At 64.9% G+C, this 15,678-nt stretch carries 16 protein-coding genes; 5 read left to right on the top strand and 11 right to left on the bottom strand.

Annotation, left to right across the window (positions count from 1 at the left end; all coding sequences use genetic code 11):
• Positions 1 to 31: 31 nt before the first annotated feature.
• Positions 32 to 934, bottom strand: coding sequence for a hypothetical protein (locus tag C8C94_RS08955; protein WP_121420477.1), 903 nt, complete (start codon positions 932 to 934; stop codon positions 32 to 34).
• 400 nt (positions 935 to 1,334) lie between these two features.
• Here C8C94_RS08955 and C8C94_RS08950 point away from each other — a divergent pair, with 400 nt between their 5' ends.
• On the top strand, positions 1,335 to 2,405 hold the full coding sequence (locus tag C8C94_RS08950; RefSeq protein WP_121420476.1) for a DUF6352 family protein: 1,071 nt from the start codon (positions 1,335 to 1,337) through the stop codon (positions 2,403 to 2,405).
• A 100-nt stretch (positions 2,406 to 2,505) separates the two neighbouring features.
• Here the strand turns inward: C8C94_RS08950 and putA are convergent, their stop codons facing one another.
• Positions 2,506 to 6,264, bottom strand: a complete 3,759-nt coding sequence (gene putA, locus C8C94_RS08945) for a trifunctional transcriptional regulator/proline dehydrogenase/L-glutamate gamma-semialdehyde dehydrogenase (protein WP_121420475.1) — start codon at positions 6,262 to 6,264, stop codon at positions 2,506 to 2,508.
• Between the two features lie 126 nt (positions 6,265 to 6,390).
• Here putA and C8C94_RS08940 point away from each other — a divergent pair, with 126 nt between their 5' ends.
• The 3 genes from C8C94_RS08940 (at position 6,391) to rlmD (ending at position 8,804) form a co-directional block, all read left to right on the top strand.
• Positions 6,391 to 6,864 carry an Lrp/AsnC ligand binding domain-containing protein gene (locus C8C94_RS08940; RefSeq protein ID WP_010458081.1) on the top strand — a complete coding sequence of 158 codons (474 nt, stop codon included), beginning with the start codon at positions 6,391 to 6,393 and terminating at the stop codon, positions 6,862 to 6,864.
• A gap of 109 nt (positions 6,865 to 6,973) precedes the next feature.
• On the top strand, positions 6,974 to 7,285 hold the full coding sequence (locus C8C94_RS08935) for a hypothetical protein (protein WP_121420474.1): 312 nt from the start codon (positions 6,974 to 6,976) through the stop codon (positions 7,283 to 7,285).
• 55 nt (positions 7,286 to 7,340) lie between these two features.
• Positions 7,341 to 8,804 carry a 23S rRNA (uracil(1939)-C(5))-methyltransferase RlmD gene (gene rlmD, locus C8C94_RS08930; protein WP_121420473.1) on the top strand — a complete coding sequence of 488 codons (1,464 nt, stop codon included), beginning with the start codon at positions 7,341 to 7,343 and terminating at the stop codon, positions 8,802 to 8,804.
• A gap of 61 nt (positions 8,805 to 8,865) precedes the next feature.
• Here the strand turns inward: rlmD and C8C94_RS08925 are convergent, their stop codons facing one another.
• Positions 8,866 to 9,240, bottom strand: a complete 375-nt coding sequence (locus tag C8C94_RS08925) for a hypothetical protein (RefSeq protein WP_055398140.1) — start codon at positions 9,238 to 9,240, stop codon at positions 8,866 to 8,868.
• Between the two features lie 117 nt (positions 9,241 to 9,357).
• Positions 9,358 to 10,053 carry a Bax inhibitor-1/YccA family protein gene (locus C8C94_RS08920; protein WP_055398139.1) on the bottom strand — a complete coding sequence of 232 codons (696 nt, stop codon included), beginning with the start codon at positions 10,051 to 10,053 and terminating at the stop codon, positions 9,358 to 9,360.
• Between the two features lie 251 nt (positions 10,054 to 10,304).
• Between C8C94_RS08920 and C8C94_RS08915 the strand changes: the two genes are divergently transcribed.
• Positions 10,305 to 10,712, top strand: a complete 408-nt coding sequence (locus C8C94_RS08915; RefSeq protein WP_121420472.1) for a heme-binding protein — start codon at positions 10,305 to 10,307, stop codon at positions 10,710 to 10,712.
• A 290-nt stretch (positions 10,713 to 11,002) separates the two neighbouring features.
• On the opposite strand, the gene hemP is transcribed toward C8C94_RS08915, so the two are convergent.
• The 7 genes from hemP to C8C94_RS08880 form a co-directional block, all read right to left on the bottom strand.
• Positions 11,003 to 11,224, bottom strand: coding sequence for a hemin uptake protein HemP (hemP, locus tag C8C94_RS08910; protein WP_121420471.1), 222 nt, complete (start codon positions 11,222 to 11,224; stop codon positions 11,003 to 11,005).
• A gap of 268 nt (positions 11,225 to 11,492) precedes the next feature.
• Entirely contained in the window at positions 11,493 to 11,903 is a 411-nt protein-coding gene (locus tag C8C94_RS08905; RefSeq protein WP_055398136.1) for a biopolymer transporter ExbD, read from the bottom strand.
• Between the two features lie 3 nt (positions 11,904 to 11,906).
• Positions 11,907 to 12,626 (bottom strand): MotA/TolQ/ExbB proton channel family protein, encoded by a 720-nt coding sequence (locus C8C94_RS08900; RefSeq protein WP_055398135.1) that lies wholly within the window; start codon positions 12,624 to 12,626, stop codon positions 11,907 to 11,909.
• A 39-nt stretch (positions 12,627 to 12,665) separates the two neighbouring features.
• Complete coding sequence (locus C8C94_RS08895; RefSeq protein ID WP_121420470.1) at positions 12,666 to 13,355, bottom strand: energy transducer TonB; 690 nt, start codon at positions 13,353 to 13,355, stop codon at positions 12,666 to 12,668.
• Between the two features lie 98 nt (positions 13,356 to 13,453).
• Positions 13,454 to 13,726: a bacterioferritin-associated ferredoxin gene (locus tag C8C94_RS08890; protein WP_055402706.1), complete on the bottom strand. Its 273-nt coding sequence runs from the start codon at positions 13,724 to 13,726 to the stop codon at positions 13,454 to 13,456.
• Positions 13,727 to 13,842: 116 nt separating this feature from the next.
• Positions 13,843 to 14,976, bottom strand: a complete 1,134-nt coding sequence (locus tag C8C94_RS08885; RefSeq protein ID WP_121420469.1) for an alpha-hydroxy acid oxidase — start codon at positions 14,974 to 14,976, stop codon at positions 13,843 to 13,845.
• Positions 14,973 to 15,656 carry a Fe2+-dependent dioxygenase gene (locus C8C94_RS08880; RefSeq protein ID WP_055402717.1) on the bottom strand — a complete coding sequence of 228 codons (684 nt, stop codon included), beginning with the start codon at positions 15,654 to 15,656 and terminating at the stop codon, positions 14,973 to 14,975. Before C8C94_RS08880 ends, C8C94_RS08885 begins: the two co-directional genes overlap by 4 nt.
• Positions 15,657 to 15,678 lie beyond the last annotated feature (22 nt).

The following is a 15,678-nucleotide window of genomic DNA, read 5'->3' as shown; positions in this document are numbered from 1 at the left end:
GGAAGACGGCAAACCCCAGGCCAGGCTGCGGTCAGGCCCTGGCTTCACCGGTGACCGGGTCGTAGGCGGTTCCGTCGAAATTGATGATGCTGTTTGTGGCCGAGTCGTAAGTGGTCAGCCGGTAGGTGTCGGCACCTTTGCCGTCCAGACCGATGTAGGGCGCTTGGGCCAGAGCCAAGCGGTTGTCTTGGGGAACTACCCCATCAGCCGTCCATTTATTGCTCATCAGCCATTCAGAGGGGTTCACGCCCTCAGGCGTTGCGACGGTCCCGTCCGTGCGCATTTTGGCGAGTGTCGGGTCCATGTTGAACCCTTCGGCTGCCAGCAGCATTTCGGGGTTCTTCTTGTAGAACGAGGCGGTCTCCGACGGCATTGCGGTCAGGTCGCTTTTGACGAGCGTCGAGCCATCCGTTGGGAATTGCGATAGTTTGCCGCTGCGAATGGCTTCGTAGTCCGCCGCAAACTCGGGGTGGTTCTTGAAGAACATGTAGCGGCCAACCACCTCCTGGTCGCCTCCGCTCAAAGACATCGCTGTCATCCGCACATAGTCCGGCACTTCGTAGTCTTCGGCAAACGTATCGCCCAGGCCGCGCTCCCAGGCGCGGAATTCTTCCAGGTTGCTGAAGGGCGCCTTGACTGCGGCCTCGGTGGTCCCGGTGTCCACCGCATCTTTGGTGCTGTAGAGGGCGGCGGTGGATTGGTAGGGTTTGGTTTGTGCGGCCACCGTGGTGGCCCCTGCGGTGCTGGTGCCAGTCGCTTTTCCCTGTGCAGCCTCGGCAGACAGTTGTTCCAGCGTGGTCTGCAGTTCTTTGAGAAAGGTGACAGGGTCCGCGCCCGCGTGGTTCTGGGCCGTGCGCTCTGCCGCCTTGGCCGCCATGGAACTGGAGACGCCCAGGGACGTCAGCATGTTGGTGGCTTGTGAAATATCGAGCATGTTGCGACTCCTCGGGTGATCTGGCAGTCCATGGTGCGGCATCGGGTGATCACCGGGCCGATGGGTGTTCTGTGGACGTTGCCTTGATAGTCCCTGAATTCGATCAGGCCAATCCCGGGGTAAGCAGCGGAAAAACGGTGCTTTTCGAGAGGAGGTGGCCCCCTTTGCGTCCATGGGGCGGTATGGGTAGCGAGAGGCGTTCGCACACAGCGTAAGGCGTGAGGAGTGCGACAACTACACTCACGGACTGTGTCAACGCCGCGTCGCAACTTCCCGTGAAGCCACTTGTTGCCCACCCACATTCACCCCAGCATTCACCTCCCGTCTTCCATGGTCCGACCCTTGACGCTTCCCACCGCGCCGCCACAACGTTCTTCTTCCTGGGGCAGAGGTCCTTCGCATGACGCCAGCTGCTGATTTCTGGCCCGGATGTGGCTTTCAGGCGCTGGCCCGGGATGCGCGCGGCTGGCTGGTGCCTTCCGATGAATACTTGCAGTGGCTGCTTGCCCGGCCTGAACTGGCGCTGGTGCCAGAGTCCTGCGCCGCCGAGATCGCCCTGCACGAATCTCTGGCGTTATCGCCTTCACGGGTGGTTTTGTCGGCCGAACTGGCAGCGGTGCAGGACGACGACGCCCGTGAAAACTACACCGTGTTCCTGCGTTTTCGCGATGGCCTGCTGGCCGCCGGCACGCTGGAGGCGTACTACTTGCAGCTCATGCGCAGTGGGGTGGTGAACGTGCCCGCCGTGTTCATCGACGCCGTGGTGCAGGCCCTGCTGCGCAACCTGCTCGACAACTGCAACGACGCCTTTGAAGCCCGCGCCGCCGAGATGCTGTTTCGCTCGCAGCGCATCACCTTGCAAGACGGGCAAATGCTGGCAGGCGACCGGGCGACGCTCGACATGCTCAACGAGACCGCGGGCCTGGGCGAGGTGGGCCGCTTGCTGCTGCAAAGCGGTGCACTGCAGCCCACGGCGCAGGTCAAGGTGCTGTCGGCCGACCATGCGGCGCAATATTGGCAGGAGAGCGACCGCCACCACTTTCTGCTCGACCTGACCCATGAGCTGACGCAGGACCTGAGCCATGGCCTGACCTTCAAGATGACCCGCGCCCGTTCTGGCCTGAAGGCGCTGGCGCGGGTGCTGGAGCGCTGGGTCGGCCACTTGCTGGGCGTGCAAGTGCAGATCGAGCCTGTGCACCAGGTCACCGACAGCGCGTGGCGCTGGCATGTGGGGCTGGATGTGGAGTCCACCGCCATCCTTAACGACCTGTACCAGGATCGGCCGGTGGATGGCGAGCGCATGGCGCGACTGGTGAGCCTGTTCACGCTGACCTTTGCCAACCCGGCCGAGATGCGTGCCGACGTGGCGGGCAAGCCGGTGTACCTGGGGCTGGCGACCAACGCCGAGGGCGTGGTGCGCATCAAGCCGCAGAACCTGTTGCTCAATCTGCCGCTGGCATCGGTATCTTGAGTGCTATTAAATTAATAGCTACTAGCGCTTGATGAATAAGCGCTAGTAGCCAATTTTATTCAAATTTCTCCAGGTTGGATGATGGCCCGATGCTGGGCCCTCATCCAATTGTCATCAGGCTCGCGTTGCCGCCAGCTGCGGCTGTGTTCACGCTCAGCGCGCGCTCGATCACCAGGCGCTCCAGCGGGATGTCCGTGGTACCGGGCTGCAGTGCCGTCACGCCCACGATAGGCCCCGCGCGGCGGGCGAGGGCGGTGCACACGGCCTGCAGCGAGGGGGCGTCGCCGTGGTGCAGCACAGCATCCAGCTCCAGCGTGCCGTCGTTCAGCGTGTTGTCCTGCAACTGGATCTGCGCCTGCACCAGCGTGGGCAATGGCGTGCGCAGGTGGGCCTGGGCGTTGGGCCACAGGGCGGTGCCACCGGTGGCGAGCACGGCGGCCGTCTGCACCAGCAGGTCGTTAACACTTTGCGCCAGGCACAGCACGCGGCCACGGGGGGCCAGGGTGTAGACATTGCGCTCTCCGGTGGGGCCGGGCAGGGTGCGGGCTGTGCCGCTTTGGGTTTGCAGGGCAAACTGTTGGCAGGTGTTGGCCAGGGCTGCATTGCCCTGGAGCTGCGCCCATTGCTGCAAGGTGGCCAGAGGCGCCAGCAGGCGCTCGCGCACTGCCTCCTCGGGCGGCGTAGTGCGGTCGGCGTCGGCAAAGGTGCGCGCCAGCGCATCGGCCGGGCGCTGCGACAGCAGGCGCAGCAGGTACAGCGGCCCACCTGCCTTGGGCCCCGTGCCCGACAGGCCTTCGCCGCCAAAGGGCTGCACGCCCACCACGGCGCCCACCATGTTGCGGTTGACGTACACGTTGCCAGCATGGGCGCGGTTGACCACGCGGGCGATGGTTTCGTCGATGCGGGTGTGCACGCCTTGCGTCAGGCCGTAGCCGGTGGCGTTGATCTGGTCGAGCAACTGGTCCAGGTCGTTGCGGGCGTAGCGCACCAGGTGCAGCACGGGGCCGAAGACTTCGCGTTGCAGCTCGCCGATGTGGTTCAGTTCGATCAATGTGGGGGGAACGAAGGTGCCTTGTACGCCGGCGGCCGACACATGGTTCGGGTGCTGGAACACCCGATGGCCCTTGGCCTTGAAGTTCTCAATGTGTCGGACGATGCCCGCTTGTGCTTCGGCATCGATGACGGGGCCCACGTCCACACGCAGCGCTCCGGGGTTGCCCACGCGCAGTTCGCCCATGGCGCCCTGCAGCATCTCCACCACGCGGTCGGCGGCTTCTTCCTGAACGCACATCACGCGCAGGGCGGAGCAGCGCTGGCCTGCGCTGTCAAAGGCCGACGACACGGCATCGCCCACCACCTGTTCCACCAGCGCGGAGGAGTCCACGATCATCGCGTTCTGGCCACCGGTTTCTGCGATCAGCGGAATAGGGCGGCCTGCGGCATCCAGGCGCCCGGCCACTGTGCGCTGCAGGATGCGGGCGACCTCGGTGGAGCCGGTGAACATCACGCCCATCACGCGGGCGTCGCCAATGAGGCGCGCACCCACGGTTTCGCCCTGGCCGGGCAGCAGCTGCACGGCGGCGCGGGGCACACCGGCCTGCCACAGCAGGCGCACGGCCTCGGCGGCGATCAGCGGGGTTTGCTCTGCCGGCTTGGCCAGCACGGGGTTGCCTGCGGCCAGTGCAGCCGCCACCTGGCCCATGAAGATGGCGAGGGGGAAGTTCCAGGGGCTGATGCAGGCCACCGGGCCCAGAGGGACGTGGGTGGCGTTGTCGAACGTGTTTTGCACCTGGGCGGCGTAGTAGCGCAGGAAGTCCACGGCTTCGCGTACTTCGGCGATGGCGTTGCTGGCGCTCTTGCCTGCTTCGCGCATCAGCAGGCCCAGCAGGGGCTGCATGCGGGCCTCCAGCAAGTCGGCGGTACGCAGCAGGGCCGCTGCGCGCTCGGCGGGCGGGGTGGCGGCCCAGGGGGCTGCGGCGGCCCGGGCGTGGGCCAGTGCCTGGTCCACATCGGCGGTAGTGGCCTCCTGCACGGTGCCCACCACATCGCTGTGGTCGGCGGGGTTGCGCACGGGCTGCATGGGGCCTGCGGGGGCATCGGCGCCCAGCAGGGGTGCGGAGGTCCAGGCATGGGTGGCAGTGGCTTGCAGGGTGGTGGCCAGCTCGGTCAGCGTGTTTTCGTTCGACAGATCCAGCCCGCGCGAGTTGGTGCGATGCGCGCCATACAGGCCCTGGGGCGTGGCAATGCGGGGGTGGGGCAAGCCCGCAGTGCCTTCTGCCGCAGCTTGCTGGTCTACGACCTGCACGGGGCTGCGTACCAACTCATTCAGTGCAATCGTTTCGTCAGCAATGCGGTTCACAAACGAGGTGTTGGCGCCGTTTTCCAGCAGGCGGCGAACCAGGTAGGCCAGCAGGGTTTCGTGCGTGCCCACTGGGGCGTAGATGCGGCACGGGCGGCCCAATTTACCGGCGGTGATGGCCCCCACCACCTGCTCATACAGCGGCTCGCCCATGCCGTGCAGGCACTGGAACTCGTACTGCCCGGCGTAGTAGTTGCTGCCCGCCAGTTGGTAGATGGTGGCCACCGTCTCGGCGTTGTGGGTGGCGAACTGGGGGTACACGGCTTCGGGCGCGGCCAGCAGCTTGCGTGCGCAGGCGATGTAAGAAATGTCGGTGTGTACCTTGCGGGTGTAGACGGGGTAGTCCTCCAGCCCATCAACCTGGGCGCGCTTGATTTCGCTGTCCCAGTACGCGCCCTTGACCAGGCGCACCATCAGTCGGCGCTGGGTGCGGCGCGCCAAGTCCACCACATAGTCGATGACGAACGGGCAGCGCTTTTGGTAGGCCTGGATGACAAAGCCAATGCCGTTCCAGCCCGCCAGCGTGGGCTCGTGGCACAGGCGTTCCAGCAGGTCCAGCGACAGCTCCAGCCGGTCGGTTTCTTCGGCGTCGATGTTCAGGCCAATGTCGTACTGCTTGGCAAGGGCCGTGAGGCGCAACACCAGCGGATACAGCTCGTCCATGACCCTGCCAAACTGGGCGCGGCTGTAGCGCGGGTGCAGGGCCGAGAGCTTGATGGAGATGCCCGGCCCTTCATAGATGCCGCGCCCAGCAGAGGCCTTGCCAATCGCATGGATGGCTTGCTCATACGACGCGTAATAGCGCTGGGCGTCTTCGCTGGTCAGCGCGGCCTCACCCAGCATGTCGTACGAATAGCGAAAGCCCTCGGCCTCCATCGTGCGGGCGTTGCGCAGCGCTTCGTCGATGGTCTCGCCGGTCACAAACTGTTCGCCCATCATGCGCATCGCCATGTCCACGCCTTTGCGGATCAGCGGCTCGCCGCCCTTGCCGATCAGGCGGCTGAGCGAGTTGCCCAGGCTGCCTTCGCTGTGCGTGGCCACCAGCTTGCCGGTGATGAGCAGGCCCCAGGTGGCGGCGTTGACGAACAACGAAGGGCTCTTGCCCAGGTGGGCATCCCACTGGCCGTGGCTGATCTTGTCGCGGATGAGCGCGTCGCGTGTGGCCTTGTCGGGGATGCGCAGCAGCGCCTCGGCCAGGCACATCAGCGCCACGCCTTCTTGCGACGACAGCGAAAACTCCTGCAACAGCCCTTGCACGATGCCCGCGCGCCCGGCGCTGGCCTTGCGTTCGCGCAGCGCCTTGGCAATGCGCAGGGCCAGTTGCTCGGCGGACGCCGCTTGATCGGCAGGAAGTCGGGCCTGGGCCAGCAGCGGGGCCAGGGCCTCGGGCTCGGGGCGGCGGGTGGCGGCGGTGATGGCGGCCCTCAGCGGGTTGGAGAGCGGCGTGCGGGGCGCGAAGTCTGCAAACGGACCGGAGGTCTGGGCGTTGGGCTGCGTCATGGCGGTGTCTTTCGGTGATTTGGAGGGCCAAACGAGGGTTTGGCGCGTTATTGGCGATGATCCTTGGGTTGGTGGTGAATAAATGGTCGAAAATTGGCTTCTACACCGAATTAATCGCTAATCAAGATGCAAGAAGAACCCGATCTCGACCGGATTGACCGCAAGATCCTGTCAATCCTGCAGGAGGACGGCCGCATTGCAAACCTCAAGCTGGCCGAGGCGGTGGCCCTGTCGCCCACGGCCGTGCTGGCGCGGGTGCAGCGCCTCACGCGCGATGGCTTCATCCTGGGCTACGAGGCGCGCCTGAACCCCCTGAAGCTGGGCGCGGGCATGCTGGTGTTTGTGGAGGTGCTGCTGGACCGCACCACGCCCAATGTGTTCGACCAGTTCAAGGCCGCCGTGCAGGTGCACCCCGAAATCATGGAATGCCACATGGTGGCGGGCGGGTTCGACTACCTGCTCAAGACGCGATCCGCCGATATGAACGCCTACCGCGTGTTCGCGGGCAATGTGCTGTGGCAACTGCCGGGCGTGCGCGAGACGCGCACCTATGCGGTAATGGAGGAGGTCAAGCACACCAACCATTTGCATCTGCGTTGAAAGCCACGGGATTCGTGCTGCCGCGCCGCAGCCTCCAGCGGCCACATTGGCGTTGCCTGCCAAAGCCCGCATAATGCCCGGCAGACCTGTCAGATTGAGGAGAAGAACCATGATCCGCTTTCCATACGCTGCTGCTGCCCTGCTGGCGGCGGCCTTTTTCAGCCAGTCGGCTGCAGCCTCGTGCTACGTGGTTTACGGCCCCGACAAGGACATCGTGTACCGCGCCCCCCAGCCCCCGGTGGACCTGTCCTACCAGATCCACCAGACCCTGCCACAGGTTGCCCCGGGCTCCACACTGGTGTTCTCGCCTGACAACCACAACTGCGACCTCCCCATCAACAAGCTTCCCCTGGCGTCTGCTCAAGGGGCTACGGGCTCCATGGGCATGGGCGGTCGTCCCGCCCGCGCAGACCGCAGCTGAGCGCCCGGTTCAGGGGCCCGTGCGGGGGCTGTCCCGGGCCTGAGACAATCGGGGGATGAGCGAACCGAAAGAACTATCCCCCTCGTTTGAACCCACCGCGCAGGATTCCCAGAGCGACTTGCCCGAAGGCTGGCTGCAAGTGCAGTCCATGGACCTGGATGCCCAGGGCGTTGCCCGCAAGCCCGACGGCAAGGTGATCTTCATCGACGGTGCCCTGCCGTTCGAGCTGGTCACCGCCAACACCCACCGTAAGAAGAACAACTGGGAGCAGGCCAGCCTGGTGGCGATTCACCGCGAATCGTCGCAGCGTGTGCGCCCCGGCTGCCAGCACTTTGGCCTGCACGCCGGTGCCTGCGGTGGCTGCAAGATGCAGCACCTGCACGTGGGCGCCCAGGTTGCCGTCAAGCAGCGCGTGCTCGAAGACAACCTCTGGCACCTGGGCAAGGTCAAGGCCCAGACCATGCTGCGGCCCATCGAAGGCCCGTCCTGGGGTTATCGCTACCGCGCCCGTTTGTCGGTGCGCCATGTGATCAAGAAGGGCCAGGTGCTGATCGGCTTTCACGAACGCAAGAGCCGCTATGTGGCCGACATGCAGCAGTGCCCCGTGCTGCCCCCCCATGTGGACGCCATGCTGATGCCCTTGCGCGCGCTGATTGCCGGCATGGATGCGCGCGACACCTGCCCGCAGATCGAACTGGCCTGCGGCGACACCGTAACCGCGTTGGTGCTGCGGCACCTGGAGCCGCTGAGTGCGGATGACCTTGCCCGGTTGCGCGCCTTTGCGGCCGAACACCACGTGCAATGGTGGCTGCAGCCCAAGGGGCCCGACACGGTGAAGCTGCTGGACGAAGGGGGCGAGCTGCTGTCATATGCGCTGCCGGACTTTGGCATCACCATGCCGTTCAAGCCCACCGACTTCACCCAGGTGAACCCGCACATCAACCGCGTGCTGGTGTCGCGTGCGCTGCGCCTGCTGGATGTGCAGCCGCACGAACGCGTGATCGACTGGTTTTGCGGTTTGGGCAATTTCACGCTCCCACTGGCCACACAGGCGCGCGAGGTGCTGGGCATCGAAGGCAGCGAGGCCCTGGTGGCCCGTTCGCGCGAAAACTATGCATTGAATCAGGCCGTGGCGCCTGACCATAAAGCGCTAGCAGCTACTGATTTTGTAGCGCGCAACCTGTTCGAGATGACCCCGGAAATGCTGGTGGCCGACGGATCTGCCGACAAATGGCTGGTGGACCCACCCCGCGAAGGGGCGTTTGCCCTGGCCAAGGCCCTTGCCGACATCGAGCAGGCGCGCATCGGCGCCGAAGGCGCGGGCCCGCTGCCAACGGGGGCGGAGGGCTGGGCCCCGCCGAAGCGCATCGTCTACGTGAGCTGCAACCCCGCCACACTGGCGCGCGACGCCGGGCTGCTGGTGCACCTGGCGGGCTACCGGTGCACGGCGGCGGGCATGGTGAACATGTTCCCGCACACGGCACACGTTGAGAGCATGGCGGTGTTCGAGCGCGACTGAGCGAAGGGGGGAGGCCGATGACGGCGCTGCCTGCCTCCTCAGGTGTCGATTGACGGACGGGCTAGCTGCGATTGCGGCTGGCAGCCGGGTCGCGTGGCTCGGTTTCGATGTCGCTGGATCGTTCGGTGCGCTCGGGTTTCTCGACCTTGCCGAGCACTGACGGTGCGCCTTCGATCTTGTTTTCGCGCATGTAGGCGTCCATGTCCTTCCACCCGGCAAACACCGAGGCCTTGGGGGCCTTGGGGTTCAAGGTGTAGCAGTCTTCCAGGCCCCGCAGCGCGTGGCGGCAGGCGCCGCCGATGGCCTTGGCTTCCTCCTCACGCTGGGCGACGCGCGGATCGGGGCCCAGGCCGGGAATCTTGTCGCAGGCAGTCAGCAGCAGGATGCTGGAAAGAGCCAGCAGCCGTAGTGCGGTGGAGGAAGGTTTGCGATACATGTACTTGCATTATCGGCACGCCGTGCGCGCTATTGAGCCCCGGGCTGTGCAAAGCCGCAAGAAAAAAGGCTCCCGAAGGAGCCTTTGAGGCAAATCACCTGCTTGCAGGTGCGCGGGTTACTCGCGCTCCCCGCCCATGATGCCCAGCAGAGCCAGCAGGCTCTGGAACACATTGAAAATATCCAGATACAGAGCCAGAGTAGCGCTGATGTAGTTGGTTTCGCCGCCGTCCAGGATCTGCTTCAAGTCATACAGCATGTAGGCGCTGAAGATGCCGATGGCCGCCACCGAGATCGCCATCATGCCGACCGAGGAGCCCACGAACACGTTGATGACAGCGCCGACCATGAGCACCAGAGCGCCCACCATCAGCCACTTGCCCATGCCCGACAGATCGCGCTTGATCACGCTGGCCAGGCTGGCCATCACGAAGAACACGCCTGCGGTGCCGGCAAACGCCGTCATGATGAGGTCGGTACCGTTCTTGAAGCCCAGCACCATGCCGATCAGGCGCGAGAGCATGAGGCCCATGAAGAACGTGAAGGCGAGCAGCACAGGCACGCCAGCGGCCGAGCGCTTGGTCTTTTCGATCGCGAACATGAAAGCGAACGCGCCGCCCAGGAACACGATCAGGCCCACGCCGCCGCGCAGCGACTGGGTGATGCCTGTGGCAACGCCCACCCAGGCGCCGAGCACCGTGGGGATCATGCTCAGTGCGAGCAGCCAGTAAGTATTGCGAAGCACCTTGTGGCGCTCTTCCTGCGAGATGCCATAGCCCGCAGAGTGGCCCAGGGTGGTGACTTGGTCATTCATCTTGTGTCTCTCCTTGTTGGCCTGCACAACGCAGACATGACAAATTTTAGGTGGTGATGGTTTTTGGCCCTGCAATACCCGCATCCGGTCACCTACTTTTGGTAAGGGTTCTTTCACCCTGGTTGGGGGTGAAGGGCGGTTGGGATGCCGCTATGCTTGCCGCTTCTTGTGCCGGGCTGGCCCGTTGGCAGCCCGCACAGCCTCCATTTCATCTCTCTATTTCTCTACTTTTCCATTTCTCGGATCGCACCATGAAAACCAAACACGAACTCGAACTGGCCGACGTCAAGGCCGTCGCCGCAGCGGCCGAAGCCGAAGCCCTCAAGAACAACTGGGCAGTGACCATCGCCATCGTCGATGACGGCGGCCATCTGCTGTGGCTGCAGCGCCTGGATGGCGCCGCAGCGGTGTCGTCCCACATCGCCCCGTCCAAAGCGCGCACGGCCGCTTTGGGGCGCCGTGAGAGCAAGGTGTACGAGGACGTGATCAACGGTGGCCGCACATCCTTCCTGAGCGCCCCCACGATCGACGGCCTGCTCGAAGGCGGCGTGCCGATCCTCAAGGACGGCCAGTGCCTGGGCGCCGTGGGCGTGAGCGGTGTGAAGTCCACGGAAGATGCGCAGATTGCCCGCGCCGGGATTGCAGCGCTGGGGCTTTGATACCCGCGGGTTGCTGGAGATTGCTATAGACTTAATAGCTGCTAGCGCTTTTCCATCAAGCGCTAGCAACCAAAAAAGCTTTAAGCTTTCATTGCAAACCAGCATCTCCCATAAAAAAACCGGCCACTGGCCGGTTTTTTTATGGGGTTCGATGAATCCTGGGGCGAGGAGAGCTGGGGAGAAAAAAAGCCTGGCTACGCGGGCGAACCCGTTGGCTGGCAAAAACGACCCTTTCGAGCTTGTTGCAAGCCCGGGAGTCGCCCCACGATGAAACTTGGTTCCTGGTGCAATTACTTGGTGAGGATGAGTTTGCCCAGCTTGGTGGCCTGCAGGCGATACACCGAGCCGTTGTGGCTGATCGCTACCGCTTTCTGACCCTGAAGCAGGGCATTGCTGTCCACGGCGCCTGCCACTGTGTCGGCAGGGTGGGGCGTGTCCCGATCCGTGCGTGGCACGGGCAGGTCTGAAGGGGCAGTACGCAAGAGCGAGGCGGCGGTCAGTGTGGCTTGCATGAAGAGTATTCCTGTTGCGTTGCAGTGCGTTTTGTTAATGATAACGATTCGCAATTACGAGTCAAGCGGGTTTGGTGTTTCTTTTTGTTGTTTTTTATGGCCTGTGCGACCCTGAAAAGACTTTGAACAGGTTCTGAGGGCCTTCAACGCCTGTGCCCGGGCAGCGTTGCTGCACCGGGCACAGGCGTAAAAACGTTCTTGAAGGTGACCTGCAGGCGGTGCTGATTCGGGCGAAATGGATTCACTGCGCCTGTAAAGCCCGACCCACTCAGGACTGGGGCTCGGTCACGAACCCAATCTTGCGCACGCCGGCCCGCTGCGCTGCGGCCATTGCCTGGGCCACGAACTCGTAGCGCACGTTCTTGTCGCCCCGGATGTGCAGGTCGGGCTGGGGTTCCTTGGCGGCCTCGGTCTGCAGGCGGGGGAAGAGTTCTTCCTCCGTGACCTCGAACTCGTTCCAGAAGTACTTGCCATCGGCCGACACCGACAGGCGCACGGTCTCGGGCTTGATGTTCTCGGGCTGGTTGGTAGCGCGGGGCAGGTCCACGTTCACCGAGTGTTTCATCACCGGCACGGTGATGATGAAGATGATGAGCAGCACCAGCATGACGTCCACGAGGGGCGTCATGTTGATCTCGTTCATCACGTCATCGGCATCGTCTTGGGTTCCGAAGGCCATGGCTTAGCCACCTTTCTTCATGGGCAGGACCTTGCCTTGCTCGCCGGGCGCATTCACGCGGGCGCCGGTCACAAAGTAGGCATGCAGGTCGTGCGCAAAGCTGTTGAGGCCGCCCAGGATGGACTTGTTGCCACGCACCAGCGCGTTATAGCCCAGCACGGCGGGGATGGCCACGGCCAGGCCCAGGGCGGTCATGATCAGCGCCTCGCCGATGGGGCCGGCCACCTTGTCGATGGTGGACTGGCCCGAGGTGCCAATGGCCAGCAGCGCGTGGTAGATGCCCCAGACGGTGCCGAACAGGCCGATGAACGGGGCGGTGGAACCCACCGAGGCCAGGATGGCCAGGCCCGATTGCAGGCGTGCAGTGAACTCGTCAATGCAGTTGCGCAGGCAGCGGGTGACCCAGTCGCTCACGTCCAGGCTGTCGTGCAGGTGGGCCTTGGTGTTGCGGTGGTGGGCGGTGGCTTCGCGGCCTTCCAGCGCCAGGTGGCGGAAGGGGTTGGTGGGGTCGGCGCCCAGCTTGGTCAGGCCGGCGGCAAAGTCTTCGCTGTGCCAGAAATCCTGTGCGGCGCGGGCGTGTTTCTTGAACTTGATGATGTCCAGCGCCTTGATGAGGATGACGATCCACGAGGCCAGCGACATGGCCAGCAGCAGGATGGCGACGGCGCGGGTGACAAAGTCACCCTGGATCCAGACGTTGGCGATGCCGAATTGCGATTCCATGAGAAAACTCCCTAAAGCGATGATTGGTGGTGAATGCGGTTATTCGAGAACGAAATTGACAGGGACCAGGTTCCACATGGTCTCGGGCACGCCGTTGCGTTTGCCGGGCACGAAGCGCCAGCGCATGACGGCCTCCTGGGCCTGCCGGTCCAGGCGGTCGAAGCCGCTGGACTTGTTGATTTCCACCTTCTGCGGGGTGCCGTCGATGCCGATCAGTACGCGCAGCACCACCTTGCCCTGTTCGCCCATGCGTTTGCTGATGGCGGGGTAGCTGGGCTTGGGGTTGTTCAGGTAAGCGGCGTCGCTCGACGGCAGCTCGATCTTGGGCGGTGCGGGCGGAGCCGGGGGGGCTGGCGCAGGCGCTGGCGGGGCCACGGGCGCCTCAATGGGCGGCGCAGGTGGCTGGGGTGTGGTGATGCCCGTGGGGGCGTTGGGCGCCGGGGTGGGGTCGGCAATGGCCACCGGCATGGGTGCAGGCCGCGGAGCCACCTTGGGGGCGGGCTTGGGCGGTGGGGGTGGCGCTGGCGGCGGGGGGGTGACCTTGGGCGGAGCGGGGGGCGCGATGAACTCGGTCAGCAGTTCTGCTGGCACGATGACTTCGGCGGCCTTGCGCAGCAGGCCCGATTGCAGGGCCCAGAGGCCCGCAACATGCAGTGCGACGACGGAGCCCACGATCACGGTATTGCGGCTGAGCCCCCCGGGGGTGGCAAATCGATCTGGGTGAGACATAAAAATGATAGCAGCTAGCGCTTGTAAATCAAGCGCTAGCGCCCTAAAAGACCTCGATTATTTGCGAAAGATCCACCAGGCCGAGCCTGCGACGAGGATCAGGCTGCCTGCGAGTGTAGAGAGGAGTTCCATGACTTGCTTTCCAGGATGGAGCTGGCAAGCTGGATCGTTTTCGGCGCTGCCTCATTGTGCAGGGCGGCCACCGGACTCGATGCACTGCACTGCGCCACCACATCCCGGGCGCAGCTTTCGCAGCACCCGCATTGAGTGGCCACGCCCAGTTCGAACTGGATTTCGTCAAAGCTCATGCCTGCACGTGCGTGGCGGGCAATCTCACGGTCGGAAATCCGGCGGCAAACACAGACGATCATGGCGGCAGGCAGTGTGGCTGGCTGTTGAAGGTGATCTGATTATAAATACGAATCTATCGCATTTGCAATAAATCATTTCCCGCAACGGGGACAAGGCCCACGGAGCGAGCAGGTCCTCAACGCGGCACCAGTAGCGCCGGGGACGCGTCGGCCAGGGTGGCACAGCCGGTGAGCGCCATGGCGATCTCCAGTTCATCGCGCAGCAGACGCAGCACGTGGGCCACGCCAGCTGCGCCGGCATTGGCCAGGCCGTGGACGGCGGGGCGCCCCACCAGCACGGCGCTGGCTCCCAAGGCCATGGCCTTGAGCACGTCGGTGCCGCGCCGGATGCCTCCGTCCACCAGCACAGGCATCGCTGGGCTCACCGCGCGGACTGCCTCGACCACGTGCGGCAGCTGGGTGGCGGTGGCGGGCGTGGTGTCCAGCGTGCGCCCACCATGGTTGGAGACGATGATCCCCGCCACGCCCAGGTTGGTGGCCTCGCGGGCGTCGTCGGGGTGCAGCAAGCCTTTCAGCAGCACGGGCAGCCGGGTGATGGACTGCAGCCACTGCACATCGGCCCAGGTGGGGGCGTGGTGCAGAAGGCCGTCGAACAGTGCGCTTTGGCCGGGGGCGAGCGGGACTTCCGGCGCCGGCAGCATGCCCAGCAGGTTGACGGCGGTGATGCCGGTCGGAAGGCGGAACCCGGCACGGCGCTCGCGGTCGCGTGCGCCATGGCAGGGGGCGTCTACCGTCAGTACCAGGGCTTCGTAGCCCGCGCGCTCGGCCCGTTCGACCAGTTCGCGGGTGAAGTCTCGGTCGTGCTGCAGGTACAGCTGAAACCACAATGGCCCTCGCCCCGCGTCGTCCCGGATGGCATTGGCCACGGCCTCCAGCCGGGTGCTTGCCTGGGTGCTCAGCACCATGCCTGCGCCCAGGGCGGCTGCGGCATAGGCGGCGCCCAGTTCGCCATCGGGGTGGGCCATGCGCTGGTAGGCCACGGGGGCCAGCAGGATGGGGTGGGCCAGCGTGCGGCCGAGCAGTTCCACCCGCGTGTGCCCGCCCGCCAGCGGGCGCAGCACGCGGGGCAGCAGACCCATCCGGTCCCAGGCATGGCGGTTGGCAGCCAGCGTGATCTCGTCGGCCGCAGCCCCGTTGAAATAGGCCCAGGCTCCAGGCTCCACGTGGGTGGCGGCATGGGTTTCGTGGTCCGCCAGGTTCACGATACTAGGCGGCAGGACGGTGCGGGGATCGGAGGTGGGCAGGCTCACGTATCCGCCCACATGCGCAGCAGGTTGTGGTACGTCCCCGTCAGGGCCACGGTCTCCGGCGATTCGCCGTGCTCCTGCCGCAGGCGCAGCAGTGCCATGTCCATGTTGTAGAGCAGGCGCCGCTGCTCGTCGCTACGCACCATGCTTTCAACCCAGAAGAAACAGGCCATACGGTGCCCCCGGGTCACAGGGCGCACCTGGTGCACGCTGGTGCCGGGGTAGATCACCGCGTGGCCTGCAGGCAGCTTGACGCGTTGCTCACCAAAGGTGTCGTCGATGCAGAGCTCGCCGCCGTCGTATTCGTCGGGCTCGGACAGAAACACGGTGCACGAGATGTCGGTGCGCAGGCGTTCGCGCCGGTCCGCCATCTGGCGCACGGCGCTGTCCACATGGTCGCCGTAGTGGTTGGCGCCGCCGCCGTAGCGGTTGATGCGCGGGGGAAAGACGCGCTTGGGCAGGGTGGCGGTGAGGAACAGCGCGCTGCGGTCCAGCGACGCCATCACCAGAGCGGCGATGCGCTGCGCAGCCTCGCAGTCGCGGGGCAGCTGTTCATTATTCTTGGCCTGGCGGGCCTGAGAGCCAGCGCTGTCCTTGCCGTCGGCCCAGGGCGCGTTGCGCAGCAACTGGCGCGCAGTATGCAAATCTTGTGGCGAGAGGAGATCGGGGAGCGTGAGCAACATGGCAGGGTCGTAAAGCAAAAAG

The sequence above is a fragment of the Acidovorax sp. 94 genome (genome assembly GCF_003634645.1).
GTDB classification, from domain to species: Bacteria; Pseudomonadota; Gammaproteobacteria; order Burkholderiales; family Burkholderiaceae_C; genus Acidovorax; species Acidovorax facilis.
The sequence above is the reverse complement of the archived record's forward strand: the minus strand, read 5'-3'. Positions and strand labels throughout refer to the sequence as shown.